16 protein-coding genes are annotated in these 12,812 nt (G+C 42.1%); 2 read left to right on the top strand and 14 right to left on the bottom strand.

Features of this window, described 5'->3' with window-relative positions; genetic code table 11:
- The coding region (locus K5Q34_RS06635) for a transposase (protein ID WP_367303171.1) at positions 1-171 on the top strand (171 nt) is incomplete at its 5' end.
- Positions 172-231: 60 nt separating this feature from the next.
- On the opposite strand, the gene K5Q34_RS06640 is transcribed toward K5Q34_RS06635, so the two are convergent.
- The 12 genes from K5Q34_RS06640 to K5Q34_RS06695 all read right to left on the bottom strand — a co-directional run bounded on the left by K5Q34_RS06640 (position 232) and on the right by K5Q34_RS06695 (position 10,048).
- Entirely contained in the window at positions 232-2,007 is a 1,776-nt protein-coding gene (locus tag K5Q34_RS06640; RefSeq protein ID WP_221864739.1) for an oligopeptide ABC transporter substrate-binding protein, read from the bottom strand.
- A 648-nt stretch (positions 2,008-2,655) separates the two neighbouring features.
- Complete coding sequence (yidD, locus tag K5Q34_RS06645) at positions 2,656-2,895, bottom strand: membrane protein insertion efficiency factor YidD (protein WP_024406654.1); 240 nt, start codon at positions 2,893-2,895, stop codon at positions 2,656-2,658.
- Complete coding sequence (locus tag K5Q34_RS06650; protein ID WP_012027615.1) at positions 2,895-3,626, bottom strand: pseudouridine synthase; 732 nt, start codon at positions 3,624-3,626, stop codon at positions 2,895-2,897. Before K5Q34_RS06650 ends, yidD begins: the two co-directional genes overlap by 1 nt.
- Complete coding sequence (gene scpB / locus K5Q34_RS06655) at positions 3,616-4,185, bottom strand: SMC-Scp complex subunit ScpB (protein WP_208498102.1); 570 nt, start codon at positions 4,183-4,185, stop codon at positions 3,616-3,618. Before scpB ends, K5Q34_RS06650 begins: the two co-directional genes overlap by 11 nt.
- Positions 4,169-4,888, bottom strand: coding sequence for a segregation/condensation protein A (locus tag K5Q34_RS06660; RefSeq protein ID WP_208498103.1), 720 nt, complete (start codon positions 4,886-4,888; stop codon positions 4,169-4,171). The genes scpB and K5Q34_RS06660 overlap by 17 nt, the downstream gene beginning before the upstream one ends.
- On the bottom strand, positions 4,888-5,619 hold the full coding sequence (gene xerD, locus K5Q34_RS06665; protein WP_221864740.1) for a site-specific tyrosine recombinase XerD: 732 nt from the start codon (positions 5,617-5,619) through the stop codon (positions 4,888-4,890). The genes K5Q34_RS06660 and xerD overlap by 1 nt, the downstream gene beginning before the upstream one ends.
- Positions 5,616-6,074 carry a cyclic-di-AMP-binding protein CbpB gene (gene cbpB, locus K5Q34_RS06670; protein ID WP_024380305.1) on the bottom strand — a complete coding sequence of 153 codons (459 nt, stop codon included), beginning with the start codon at positions 6,072-6,074 and terminating at the stop codon, positions 5,616-5,618. Before cbpB ends, xerD begins: the two co-directional genes overlap by 4 nt.
- Complete coding sequence (locus K5Q34_RS06675) at positions 6,071-6,598, bottom strand: metallophosphoesterase (RefSeq protein ID WP_221864741.1); 528 nt, start codon at positions 6,596-6,598, stop codon at positions 6,071-6,073. The genes cbpB and K5Q34_RS06675 overlap by 4 nt, the downstream gene beginning before the upstream one ends.
- Positions 6,571-7,581 (bottom strand): nucleoside-triphosphate diphosphatase, encoded by a 1,011-nt coding sequence (locus K5Q34_RS06680; protein ID WP_024406650.1) that lies wholly within the window; start codon positions 7,579-7,581, stop codon positions 6,571-6,573. The genes K5Q34_RS06675 and K5Q34_RS06680 overlap by 28 nt, the downstream gene beginning before the upstream one ends.
- Positions 7,578-8,372 (bottom strand): glutamate racemase, encoded by a 795-nt coding sequence (gene racE, locus K5Q34_RS06685; protein WP_024384572.1) that lies wholly within the window; start codon positions 8,370-8,372, stop codon positions 7,578-7,580. The genes K5Q34_RS06680 and racE overlap by 4 nt, the downstream gene beginning before the upstream one ends.
- Before the next feature lie 89 nt (positions 8,373-8,461).
- Entirely contained in the window at positions 8,462-8,698 is a 237-nt protein-coding gene (locus tag K5Q34_RS06690; protein ID WP_012027622.1) for a YneF family protein, read from the bottom strand.
- A gap of 102 nt (positions 8,699-8,800) precedes the next feature.
- Positions 8,801-10,048, bottom strand: coding sequence for a diaminopimelate decarboxylase (locus K5Q34_RS06695; RefSeq protein ID WP_221864742.1), 1,248 nt, complete (start codon positions 10,046-10,048; stop codon positions 8,801-8,803).
- 133 nt (positions 10,049-10,181) lie between these two features.
- Here K5Q34_RS06695 and pepC point away from each other — a divergent pair, with 133 nt between their 5' ends.
- Positions 10,182-11,513, top strand: coding sequence for an aminopeptidase C (pepC, locus tag K5Q34_RS06700; RefSeq protein ID WP_024391151.1), 1,332 nt, complete (start codon positions 10,182-10,184; stop codon positions 11,511-11,513).
- Between the two features lie 51 nt (positions 11,514-11,564).
- Here the strand turns inward: pepC and K5Q34_RS06705 are convergent, their stop codons facing one another.
- Together K5Q34_RS06705 and K5Q34_RS06710 are read right to left on the bottom strand one after the other, a co-directional pair.
- Positions 11,565-12,266, bottom strand: coding sequence for a Bax inhibitor-1/YccA family protein (locus K5Q34_RS06705; protein WP_009910586.1), 702 nt, complete (start codon positions 12,264-12,266; stop codon positions 11,565-11,567).
- Positions 12,267-12,287: 21 nt separating this feature from the next.
- Positions 12,288-12,770 (bottom strand): HD domain-containing protein, encoded by a 483-nt coding sequence (locus tag K5Q34_RS06710; RefSeq protein ID WP_002942738.1) that lies wholly within the window; start codon positions 12,768-12,770, stop codon positions 12,288-12,290.
- Positions 12,771-12,812: the final 42 nt, after the last annotated feature.

Below are 12,812 nucleotides of genomic sequence, written 5' to 3' on the forward strand. Positions count from 1 at the left end.
TGGGAGAGAGGTTCAAATGAAAATCATAATCGATTAATTCGGAGATGGTTACCTAAAGGAACCAAGAAAACGACTCCGAAAGAAGTCGCTTTTATCGAAAATTGGATTAACAACTACCCTAAAAAATGCTTGGACTACAAGTCGCCAAGTGAATTTCTTTTGGGTGGCTAACTTCAACTTGAAATTTGGGGAAAATGAAAAAGGAAAGCAAATACCCCCCCTTTCTTACATTTATTCTGCTGCAATCCCTTTTTCCGCAGTCAACTCAAGATTTTCATGACCTGATTTGCTGTCCGAACCGATATAAACGTCGTAATATTTAACGCGTTTGTTAACGGCAGTAATACTTTCACGTTCAAAGGTTGGAATTGCAAAGGCTTGTTCGAATGCATATTCTTGCCAAACTTTGTAATTTTCAATATTTTTCTGTTCGTCAAATGACTCAGCAGAGGTAATTTTATTTAAAAGTGCTGTGTTTTCATCTGAAACGAAGCGAGTATAGTTGTACATCGCTTCAGGTCCCCACAATGATGTTGGGTCTGGATCTAGGCCGGCAATCCAAGCAGCAAGATAGACATCAATCCCCTCATCATTGGCAGCAATTGATTCATAGAAAGTATTGTACTCAATGGTTCTTCCTGTATAGAGTTTCACATTCAAACCAATTTCTTTCCACCATGTAAGGTATTGTTGTACCATGGTTTCTTGCGTTTCGGTTGATTTCTGTGCTGCAACACTGATGGTAAGTGGTTTTCCATCAGCATCTTCACGCATACCGTCTCCATCAACGTCTTTATATCCTGCCTCATCGAGAAGTTTCTTAGCCTTTTCAGGATCATAACTATAGCCAGCTAGTTCTGAATCGTGAACATCTCCAAAGAAAGAGATAATTAGTGAGTTTGTCGGGTGATACAAGCCGTTATATAATTTCTCTCCAATCACCGCATTGTCCAACGCATATCCCATTGCTTGACGCAATTTAATATTATTCATCTTAGCATTAGGATTGGTCACATTTTTACCGCTGGTCTCATCGTACTTACCAAGATTGAAGCCAATATAATTGTAAATACCATCCAGACTACCTAGCAAAGTAATATTTGATAAGTCCTTGTAAGATTCGTACTGGTCTGTTGGCATATCAGCAATATCATAATTGCCTGCTCTCATTTCTGCAACAATCGTATCTGGTGAAACAATATCAATCCTGTAACTGTCTAGCTTAACTTTCCCTTTAAAGTAGTACTCATTTGGTACATAGGTCACCGACTCGCCATTGACAATTTCCTTGACCTTATAAGGGCCCATACCGACAACTTTTGCCGTACGAGAATACTCACTTGATTCCCAATCTTTGACTGCAATGTCTTTAAAAATGTGTTTCGGCATGACTAAATAAGGTACTCCCCCACCAGCATACATCATGGATGGAGACATGTCTTTCACTGAGAGAACTACCGTATAGTCATCAACCTTCTTAACGCCTGAAATTTCACTTGCTGTTCCAGCCTGAAATTCTTCAAAGCCAACGATATTTGTATAGGTAGTGTCTGCACGAACCCCTGTATAGTCTGGACTAGCTAGTTGTTCGATTGTGAAAATATAATCATCGATGGTGAAGGCTTGCCCATCGGACCACTTATAGTCCTTGCCTGTCAAACTAACGGTAACTGTCTTTGCGTCTACATCAAACTCTGCCTTAGCAAGACCTGAATCGTCTAACTTACGAGCTGAATCATATCCAAACATAGAAATATCAACCATGTCTGCAAAGGTTGAGTCTACCGCCGTTTGCGATAACTCATCAATTAAGATACCGGTCGAAGGCGCCGAAGCTACCAAGGCATATTTGAGACTCCCGCCTTCGATAGTTTGTCCTTCGTTTGTCACTTCTGAGTTAAATGTCAGAGCAACATCGCTCGTCTTTTCTTTAGTTTGACAAGCTGTTAACGCTGCAATAGAAAGCAGACCGATACCAGTTAAAGCGATGTTTTTCATTCTTTTCATATCTCTACCCCATTTATTTATTTTGAATAGTATAGCACTATTTAGCATAAATATGCAACTATCTTACCAAGAATATTCGCCTTTGAGTACTCTCACTTTCTTCCATTCTAACTAAAAATGATAAGGTATGAAGGTCAAGGCGAACTCCCTCCAGCCCTACTGCTTCTTAGTTTTTAATGATAATCCACTAAGCCCAAGACTCAATGAACTCGGATAAGTATAGTATAGTCTTGTCTGTAACAAAAAGGAGAGTCATTTGGTTTATCTTTGATTCCTTCGAAGAGCGGAGGCTGGGGCAAAAAGACCAACCTTGCTTCTCAGAGTGCGTGTCAACATCTGAGCGCAGTGGTTGATTGGCTTTAACAGTCCAGTGGACTGTTAATATTGAGGTGAACTTGTTTCGGCCTATCTCCAGCCTTCAAAGGTTCCCGAACCTTTGAAGCGAGTACTAAAAACAAACTAATACTCAATGAAAATCAAAAGTAGCCTAGAAAACGAAGTCGAAGATAGAACTCTGTTACTTTCTTATTTCAAGGTAACAGGCTGAAAACTTCCACCGGAGCTTTTCACTCATCAAGGCTCTTGACAACGGATAATTTTGATTTTCGAAGAGTATAAACAACTGTAAATAACAAAAAGTAGGTTGCCCTACTTCTGCCTATTTCTTTTCAGACTAAACCTGTCCGGCACAGGATCTTCCCCACCTTCCACAAAGGGATGACAGCGACCAATTCGAGCCAACCCCATCAAAAAGCCCTTGAGTCCATGTTTTTGTAAGGCCTCAATCATATAAGCCGAACAAGTCGGACGGTAGCGACAAGAGGGGGGAAAAAGGGGAGAAATAAATTTCTGATAGAATCGGACCAAGCCGATCAAGAGTCTAGTCATTATTTTTTAACTGGCTTAGTAACAGCCAGGGTATGTAACTTACTGATGTCTTTCTTGTTGAGCTTGCGGTATTCTCCTGGACGTAGGCCGGTCAAGTCAAGATTACCAAAGCGAGTACGAGACAGCTTATCTACCTGCAAACCGACAGCCTCAAACATCTTCTTAACCTGGTGGTTTCGACCTTCATGGATTGTTAATTCTACAACTGAGCGGTTCTTAACAGGGTCCACCTTGATAATCTCATACACCGCTGGCTTGGTTTTCTTACCATCAATGACAACACCACGGGTCAAGGGACGCAAGACTTCCTTGTTGGCAACCCCTTTGACACGCGCCAAGTAAACCTTATCAATCTCATTACGTGGGTGAATCATCTCATCTGTAAAATCACCGTCATTGGTCAAAATCAAGACCCCAGATGTATCCCAGTCCAAACGACCAACAGGATAAATCCGCTCCTTAACTGTTGGCAACAAGTCCACAACCGTCTTTCTTCCCTTGTCGTCTGACACACTAGAAATAACACCTCGTGGTTTATTGAGGAGATAGTAGACCTTCTCTTCGTTATAAATTGGTTGTCCCTCAACCTCTACCTTATCACCCGATTTGATAACTGTCCCTAGCTCACGAACAACCTGACCATTTACAGTAACTAGTCCTTGTTTGATTAGTTCTTCTGCCTTACGACGACTGGCAACTCCAGCATGGGCAATGTATTTATTAATTCTCATTTTCTAACTCATTTCTTTCTACGAATAGCTCTGTTTCTTCTTGAATCAAATCTATTTCAGACACATCAGGCAATTCTTCTAGACTATTAATTCCCATGTAATCCAGGAAATAATCCGTTGTCACATAGAGATTTGGTCTACCAAGAACCTCTTTCTTACCGTTCTCACGAATGAGGTCAAAGACCTGCAACTTACTGATGGCACCGCTGGAATTGACTCCGCGAATATCATCAACTTCAATCCGAGTAATGGGTTGCTTATAGGCTACGATTGATAAGGTTTCCAAAAGAGCCCGTGACATAGTCTGATTGATTGGTGTTTTGGCATAGATTCGCAAAAGATTTGCATATTCTTTTTTAGTAACCAACTTGTAGCGGTTGGAGGATTCTAAGATGGCTAAGCCTGAAGCTTTGTCTGCCATATATTTCTCACTAAGTTTCTCTAACTGCTGGCTGACAGCTGTCGGCTGCATTTCCAACATCTCTGCCAAATTTCGTAACGTCAAGCCATCCTCACCTGCCACAAAGAGCAGGACTTCGATTTCAGCTAAGCGATTCATCTTCACTCCTTACTAGATAAATATCTCCAAAAGTCTCTGTCTGTTCCAAGACGATTTCATGAACCTTGACCAATTCCAAAGTCGCAAGGAAGATCGTAATCATTTCATTGACATCTTGACTTTCTTGAAAAAGCTGACGGAGTTCAAGGCGTGGACCAGTCTCGAAACGACTGCGAACAAAGTCCATCATATCTTCGATTTTATATTCATCACGGGCAATGGTCGCATGAGACTGACGGAGGCTTGTCTGCTTTTCAGCCATTACTTTAGAAAAAGCTAGGAAAATGTCAATGACTGTCTTATCCTTGGCTAATTGTACATCATCATAAATCAAATCTAATTTAGGTTTTGAAAAATAGTTCGCCCGTTCATCATGTTGCTCCCCTAATTTCTCACTGAGAAGCTTGAACTTGCGGTATTCTTCCAACTGGTCCAAGAGGTCCATCTCAGGATCATCTTCAGGATCAATTTGCTCAACAACCTTCGGTAATAACCGACGACTTTTGATGACCATCAATTGACTAGCCATGAGCATATATTCTCCCGCTACCTCTAAACGCATGGCTTGCAAGGTAGCAATGTAGGCTAAATATTGCTCGATAACCTCTGTAATCGGAACCTCGTAAATATCTACTTGATACTTGGACACCAGGTGTAGCAGGAGATCAAGTGGCCCTTCAAAATCTTTTAATTTTATATCCATTATCTAAATTTTTCCAAACTCATGCTTGTTTTCAGTCCCAACTGCTTGGCGATTTGGTCCAAGGATTTTCCTTCGTCTATCTGTTTTAGAATATACTGTTCTCGTAATTTTTGGGCTGTCCAATCAGGCTTGCCAATGGACTGGACAAATTCTGTCAGACGATTAAAAAACCATTGACGAGAATAGGTCTGTCCCTTCTTATCGAAGACATAACATCCAGACAGATGAGGCTCCATATAGGTGATCAATTCCTTGGGCAGAGTGAGCACACGCTTAGTCGCCCCTTTCTCAACTGTCAGGACTTGAAAATCCAGATTGACCTGCTGACTAGTCAGCTCTGCTATTTCACTAGGAGTCAGCCCCAGTAAGGCAATCAAAAGAGCAATCAGTTGCCCATCAAGCCAAGGACTTTCTTGAAAGAGGAGAGTTAAATCCTCACGCTCCAGCTTCTTTTTGACGCTGGCTGGACCTGACATCGTTTGCAATTTATAAAAACGATCCAGGAGATTATTTTCATAAAGAAAGTAGAGAAATTGATTGACCGCTGACATTTTTCTTTTCTGAGCAGCAGGTTTCAAGTCTAGAAGAGACTGCTGATAGACCAAAAGAGACTGTTGGCTAATCTCCCCCTTTGTTACTGTCACAAATTGCTGCAGGTCATAGGTATAGGACTTTTGGCTGTTGACACTGACCTTTTTGCTCTGGATAAAAGATTCAATAGCCTGCTTCATTTCTTGCCTTCTTTTGATGCTAGGGGGAAATTATGCAAGAGAGCATTGATTGCCTTTAAGATAGATTTTCGTGTAATGATTCCTATAAATTCTCTATTTTCCCCAAGAACGGGTAAGAAAGATTGATCTACTAACTTGCGCATCACTTCTGTCAAATCATAATCCAGACCAACAGTCTCTTCATCTGTCTTTACAATCACAGAAATATCTCTGTTTAACTCGTCATCCGATAGTTCATTTTCAGCTTGATATTTAATGATTTCCGTCAAGCCGATGGTTCCGAAGAAACGACCGTCTTCTGTTACCACAGGTACGCGTGAATAGGTCATGTGACTGAGTAACAGTTTTGCATGGTCAATATTATGCGTATCAATAATTACTGCCAATTTATCCGCTGGTGTCAAGAAAGTTTCTTCCTGGTCCAATAAAAAGGCTTCAAATTCTCTTGCAATCATCTTGAAATATCCTTTGTCAATGCTGGGTAAAGTTGGTGCTGTCGATTGTAGTAATCCACATGGAAGTGATCGTCATAGATGGTCACAAGAGCATAGAGACATTCTCTGACCAAACCACGAGGTTGACTAACGGAGCCAGGATTGAGGAAGAGGGTCTTGCCACGCACTTCGGCATCTGGCACATGTAAATGCCCATATAAACAAATGTCCGCATCCACTTCCTGGGCCCAATAATCCAACCGTTGCCAGCCGTAATTAATGCCATAAAGATGACCATGAGTCTGAGCGATAGTCACACCATCCAATTGAGTAATGAGCTGGTCAGGGTAACCACCAAAGTAGTCGCAGTTACCATTGACAACATATATTCCCTCCCAGAGACTATCTTGACTATCCAGCTCCGAATCACCATTGTGAAAGATGGCATCGACCTCCCTAAGATAATGATGTTTAATATCCTCTACAATCTGTCTATCCCCATGAGAGTCGCTCATGACTAGGATTGTTTTGCTTGCTCCTGCCATACTGGAAATGCCTCCACTAATTTTTCTAGTGCTTGTGCACGGTGGGAAATCTTATTTTTTTCTTCTAAGGTCAATTCTGCCGAGGTCTTACCTGTTTCGCCTACGAGGAAAAGTGGATCATATCCAAAGCCATTTTCCCCACGAAGGTCCATACCGATAAAGCCTTCCCAGTCCGCTTCGACCACCAAACTCTCACGATTTGGAGCAGCCATGACCAGAGTACAATGGAATTGAGCAGAGCGATTTTTCAAATCGAAGACCATGGCCAACTCGTGCAAGAGCTTGGCATTATTGAGCTCATCAGTGGCATCTGGACCTGAAAAACGTGCAGACCAAACTCCTGGTAAACCACCTAAAGCATCAACCTTCAAACCCGAATCATCTGCCAAGACCATCTTACCTGTCAGCTCTGCTATGGTTTCAGCCTTGAGCCGTGCATTTTCCTCAAAGGTCATACCTGTCTCTGCTACATCTGGCAGGTCAGGATAGTTGTTGAGGTTCTCGACCTGGTAACCAAAGCGCTCAAAAAACTTACGGAATTCCTGAGTCTTACCTTCATTTTTTGTAGCAATCAAGATGGTATCTCCCACGCTTGCCAATCCCTTGTCTTGACCGAAGAAATCTGCCGTGCTAACCCCTGCTTGGGGCAGATGAACCAAGAGCAATTTGTCAGCTTCTGTTACCAGAATAGCTCCTTGGTGTTGAAGAACTTTGAACTGGCGATTGTTTAACTCATTCAAAATATCACAGGCAAATTGAAAGAGGGCAAATTCAGACTGAAGTTTGATCACTTCAATGTTAACACACTGGTTGAAGTTGTCATCTTCATAATTACCAGCAATCAGTTTGTCAAACAACTGACCAATCTGGTAAATTTCCTGCTCTCTTCCATTTTCTCCAAAGGAACCAAATAGGTTGGCAAAACTAGCCTTTCCGATAAACCAATTGTGCTCATCTCTGTATTCGTATATCTTGTCTGTCATAGTTCTACATGCTCCACATGAATATCAATGCCCATCCAGCTTTCAGCTATTTCTTTAAAAGCTGCCGGACTAGCTGTTGTGTAAAATCTGTGCTGAATATCCTTTTCGGTTCGGCTGCGGTTGATTTGAAAGTAATTTAACAAAACAGAAATATCCCGCGCACACTCCGCACCACTGTCAATCAACTTGACATCCTTGCCCATGGCATTCTGGATGATGGGGCGAAGCAGAGGATAATGGGTGCAGCCCAAAACCAAGGTGTCCACTTTCCCAACGAGTGGTCGAAGTGTCTCATAAACAACCTTTTTGGCAAGACTGGATTGGTGGCTATTGGACTCAACCAGAGGGGCAAACTTGGGACAGGCCAGACTGTCTACCTGCGTTTCCGGAGAAAGGGCCTGAATTTTTTCACGATAGATATCGGATTGAATAGTCATAGCCGTTCCTAAGACACCAACCTTACCAGTTTGCGTTGCCTTAATAGCTGCCGATGCTCCAGGCAAGATAACACCCAAAACAGGAATATCCAACTTTTCCTTGACTTCTTCCCAGGCTACCGCTGTTGCCGTATTGCAGGCAAAAACAATCATTTTTACATTTTTTGTCACAAGGAAATTGACCAACTGCCAAGTATACTCTCTGATTTGTTCTGCTGGACGGGGGCCATAAGGTGCCCGTGCCGAGTCCCCGATATAAACGATTTCTTCATGGGGAAGTTGGCGCATTAACTCACGCGCAACCGTTAATCCCCCCACACCTGAATCTAAAAAACCTATTGGTCGATTATCCATAATACTGAGAATAGCCAGAAAATCTGACTAGCCTTTCTTTTCTACTCAAAAAATGGGATCTGGGAATGAATATCCCAGTCCCAGTTTGATTATTTTTTCTTGCTTGCCACTTTTTGTTGGCTCTTGATTTGGCGAAGTACTTGTTGTACTTTTGCTTCGCTTGGTTTTTGACCCATTTGACTCATCATCAAACGCAAAGCATTTTCATCCAAAATTGGTTTATCAGCAATATAGTTTTCCACCTGTCTACGTGACAAGTAAATACCTAAGGCTACACCACCTGCAAATGCCAATACAATAAGTAAAATTGCTAAACCTAAGTTCATTTGTCAATCTCCTGACTCTTCTAAAAATAATTCATTCGGAATTGCCCTGCGACAATCTCTTAATGAATCTATTATACCAAATTCAGCAGGCTTTTCCAAGACTTACCTGTCAAATTCAAAACCGTAAATGGTCGCGAAATAATCCTCAGGTCTTTCAGCACGACGAATCATACGCGCTGTGCCATCTTCCTGCAAAAGAATTTCAGAGGAACGCAGACGACCGTTGTAGTTGTAGCCCATGGAGAAGCCGTGGGCACCACTGTCATGAATGACCAAGGTGTCACCTACTTCTGCACGTGGTAATTCACGATTAACTGCAAACTTGTCGTTGTTTTCACAGAGGGAACCTGCCACATCCACCACTTCGATTGGGGCATCTGGGCGCGTGATGTTGGTGATATGATGGTAGGCACCATAGAAAGCAGGACGCATGAGGTTGGCAGCTGATGCATCGACACCGATATAGGTCCGATAGGTTTCCTTACGATGAAGCACCTTTGTAATCAAGTGACCGTGTGGCGCCAACATAAAGCGACCCAATTCTGTAAAAATTTTAACATGTCCCATACCAGCTGGCGTGAGAATTTCCTCGTAAACCTTGCGGACACCCTCACCAATGACAGCAATGTCGTTTGGTTCTTGCTCAGGACGATAGTTGACCCCAATCCCACCTGATAGGTTGATGAAGTCCAAGGTCACACCTGTTTCCTCACGGATTTCCAAGGCCAATTCAAAGAGTTGACGAGCTAAGACAGGATAGTAGTCATTTGTTACTGTATTCGAAGCCAGAAAAGCATGGATCCCAAACTGCTTTACACCCAGTTCTTTTAGCTCCTTATAGCCTTTCATCAACTGTTCTTTGGTCATCCCAAATTTAGACTCTTCTGGATGGTCCATAATGTCCGTTCCCAGCGAGAAGACCCCACCTGGATTATAACGGAGGCAGACCGTTTCTGGGATACCAGCAACGTTTTTCAAAAACTCAATATGCTCATAGGCATCAAGGTTAATGGTCGCCCCAACTTTTCTGGCATAGACAAATTCTTGCGCTTGGGTATCATTGGATGTGAACATGATGTCTGTAAAGCCCAATTTTTCACTCATGAGCACTTCTACATCTGTTGCACAGTCCACTCCACAGCCTTCTTCTTGAAGAATTTTCAAAATAGCGGGTGTCGGAGTCGCCTTGACCGCAAAATATTCCTTAAAGCCCTTATTCCATGAAAAAGCTGCATTGAGGGCACGGGCCTTCTCACGAATGCCTTTTTCATCATACAAATGAAAAGGAGTCGGAAATTGCTCCGTAATGGTATCCAAAATTTCTTTACTAACAAATGGTGTCTTGGTCATGTCGCTACCTCATCAAATATTTTTCCTATTATATCACAAATATGTGAGGAACTGTAGCTTTCAACTCCACCAAATACTTGCAAAATAAATTATGAGCGCTATAATGTGAATATCATTAAAAAAGGAGTAATATATGTCAACATTAGATTTTGATTTTACAGAACGCTTGTATGCCAATTATCTAGCTAACCCAAGCCTACAGGCAACCGAAAATGCCGTAAGCCACAACGGACTTTTGAAATCCTTAGAAACACGCCAAAGCGCCATCGACAATGACTATGTCTTTTCAATCGATTTGACCAAGGACGCTGTTTCAAACCAAAAGGCTTCTGGACGTTGCTGGATGTTTGCTGCATTGAATACCTTCCGCCACAAGCTCATCTCTGACTTCAAACTGGAAAATTTTGAGCTATCACAGGCCCATACCTTCTTTTGGGATAAATATGAAAAGTCCAACTGGTTCCTCGAACAAATCATTGCTACAGCTGACCAAGAAATTGGTAGCCGTAAGGTAAAATTCTTATTGGATACCCCGCAACAAGATGGCGGTCAATGGGATATGGTTGTTGCTCTATTTGAAAAATATGGTGTGGTACCGAAATCCGTCTATCCAGAATCTATCTCATCCAGTGCCAGTCGTGAGCTCAATCAGTACCTTAACAAATTGCTCCGTCAAGATGCACAAATCTTGCGAGACCTCCTTGCCAAAGGAGCTTCATCAGAAGAAGTTCAAGTACAAAAAGAAAACTTACTTCAAGAAATCTTTAACTTCCTAGCCGTCAACCTTGGACTCCCTCCTCGCAGCTTTGATTTTGCATATAGAGATAAAGACAATGTCTATCACCGTGATACAAATGTGACACCTCAGGCATTCTACGAGAAATACGTTGGTTTGAAACTATCTGACTATGTCTCCATTATCAACGCTCCTACAACTGACAAACCCTACAATAAATCTTATACAGTCGAATTGTTGGGGAACGTCGTTGGCGCCCCTGCTGTCCGCTACCTCAATGTAGAAATGAACCGGTTTAAAGAACTGGCTATTGCCCAACTCAAAGCTGGCGAATCCGTTTGGTTTGGTTCCGATGTCGGTCAAAGTAGCAATCGTCAAACTGGTATTATGGCAACCAACACCTACGACTTCTCTTCAGGTCTGGGTATCCATTTCCATCAAGACAAGGCTGGAAGATTAGACTACTCCGAAAGTTTGATGACCCACGCTATGGTCTTAACTGGAGTTGATTTAGACGATAATGAGCAACCTCTCAAATGGAAAGTGGAAAACTCTTGGGGTGACAAGGTTGGTGACAAGGGATACTTCGTCGCATCAGATAGCTGGATGGACGAGTACACTTACCAGATTGTTGTCCGAAAAGAATTCCTCACACCAGAAGAACTAGCAGCTTATCAAGCTCAACCACAAGTCCTTGCCCCATGGGATCCAATGGGAGCTCTAGCATAACAAACGACATATAAAAAAAGAGGGCACCCCTCTTTTTTTTATATGTCATAATTAGTCTCTACTCAAACCACCAAAAATACGGAGTAAGTTGAGGAAGAGGTTGATGAAGTCAAGATAGAGCTGAAGCGCCATGGATACGACCCAACCTTGGCCAACATTACCACCAGTTTGTTCGAAAACATTGCGGATACGTTGGTTGTCATAAGCAATCAAACCTGAGAATACCAAAACAGAAATGATAGACATCATAAAGCTTAGACCTGAGCTACGAAGGAAGATATTAATAACACTTGCAATAATAATTCCCCATAGAGCTGCACGCAATGCCTGAGCCATACCAGAAAGATCCTTCTTCGTTGTCATCCCAATTACAGCCATGATAGCAAACATGAGAGCCGCTGACACAAAGGCGAGCACAACTGTTTCGCTAGTATAGAACATCAAAATCATGCTGATGGTAATCCCATTTGTTACTGAGTAGGCAAGAAACATTGGTAGAGCCATTGGGCTATTTTTAGCTGCCATTGCTGAAGCAGAAACAACCAAGGCAATCTGACCAATCATAATCAGCATCATGATGATGGAACCTGCACTCAGCAGACTAAGCAATAAAGATTGAAAGACGGTCACAGCCAAGAAAGAAACTAGAGCTGACAAACCAATTCCCATGGCAACCACACCATAAATTTTACCGAAGAAACGGTTGAGGGCGGTATTGTCCACCTGATTAATAATAAATGAATCGTTATTCATACTATTCTCCTTTAAATCATTTTATTGAAACCGAAAGACCTTACGATTTTTCCACTTGTGTTGTAAGGGCAGACTCCACTCTCTCACAGCCCAATACTTATCCACACATGTCACAATCCAAGATTCCTTGTAGCGAGGAGGAGCGATTGTCGCACCAAACATATGCTTCACAATGATGTCTTCTTCTAGTTTATTGAGTTGAATGAGTTTCTGAGCATTGCGTTTAGCAATTCGTGGATGAACCCAAGCATGGCTCTTGTTGAATTTGGTATCTCTCCAATCATAGAAGAATAAATCATGCAATAGACCACCACGAGCTGTTGACTTGGCATCCCAACCAAATTTTTTCGCAATCTTATAGCTTGTATAAGAGACATTGATGGAATGTTCCAAGCGCGTGGAGTAATAATGATGAGGGATTTTCCCCAATTTTTGCACCTTGGGTGTGGCAATCAAGTGCCCCACGTAATGCATGTATTCTTTATCTTGTTTATATGCAACCATTCGTTAACCTCGTTGGAATATTATACCACACTATAGTACACT

The sequence above is a fragment of the Streptococcus sp. 2018110 genome, assembly GCF_019754115.1.
Classification (GTDB): domain Bacteria; phylum Bacillota; class Bacilli; order Lactobacillales; family Streptococcaceae; genus Streptococcus; species Streptococcus hashimotonensis.

Excerpts from the sequence above, each read along its gene's own strand:
- K5Q34_RS06640 (WP_221864739.1), bottom strand. The coding sequence starts at position 2,007 with ATGAAAAGAATGAAAAACATCGCTTTAACTGGTATCGGTCTGCTTTCT.
- yidD (WP_024406654.1), bottom strand. The coding sequence starts at position 2,895 with ATGACTAGACTCTTGATCGGCTTGGTCCGATTCTATCAGAAATTTATT.
- K5Q34_RS06650 (WP_012027615.1), bottom strand. The coding sequence starts at position 3,626 with ATGAGAATTAATAAATACATTGCCCATGCTGGAGTTGCCAGTCGTCGT.
- scpB (WP_208498102.1), bottom strand. The coding sequence starts at position 4,185 with ATGAATCGCTTAGCTGAAATCGAAGTCCTGCTCTTTGTGGCAGGTGAG.
- K5Q34_RS06660 (WP_208498103.1), bottom strand. The coding sequence starts at position 4,888 with ATGGATATAAAATTAAAAGATTTTGAAGGGCCACTTGATCTCCTGCTA.
- xerD (WP_221864740.1), bottom strand. The coding sequence starts at position 5,619 with ATGAAGCAGGCTATTGAATCTTTTATCCAGAGCAAAAAGGTCAGTGTC.
- cbpB (WP_024380305.1), bottom strand. The coding sequence starts at position 6,074 with ATGATTGCAAGAGAATTTGAAGCCTTTTTATTGGACCAGGAAGAAACT.
- K5Q34_RS06675 (WP_221864741.1), bottom strand. The coding sequence starts at position 6,598 with ATGGCAGGAGCAAGCAAAACAATCCTAGTCATGAGCGACTCTCATGGG.
- K5Q34_RS06680 (WP_024406650.1), bottom strand. The coding sequence starts at position 7,581 with ATGACAGACAAGATATACGAATACAGAGATGAGCACAATTGGTTTATC.
- racE (WP_024384572.1), bottom strand. The coding sequence starts at position 8,372 with ATGGATAATCGACCAATAGGTTTTTTAGATTCAGGTGTGGGGGGATTA.
- K5Q34_RS06690 (WP_012027622.1), bottom strand. The coding sequence starts at position 8,698 with ATGAACTTAGGTTTAGCAATTTTACTTATTGTATTGGCATTTGCAGGT.
- K5Q34_RS06695 (WP_221864742.1), bottom strand. The coding sequence starts at position 10,048 with ATGACCAAGACACCATTTGTTAGTAAAGAAATTTTGGATACCATTACG.
- pepC (WP_024391151.1), top strand. The coding sequence starts at position 10,182 with ATGTCAACATTAGATTTTGATTTTACAGAACGCTTGTATGCCAATTAT.
- K5Q34_RS06705 (WP_009910586.1), bottom strand. The coding sequence starts at position 12,266 with ATGAATAACGATTCATTTATTATTAATCAGGTGGACAATACCGCCCTC.
- K5Q34_RS06710 (WP_002942738.1), bottom strand. The coding sequence starts at position 12,770 with ATGGTTGCATATAAACAAGATAAAGAATACATGCATTACGTGGGGCAC.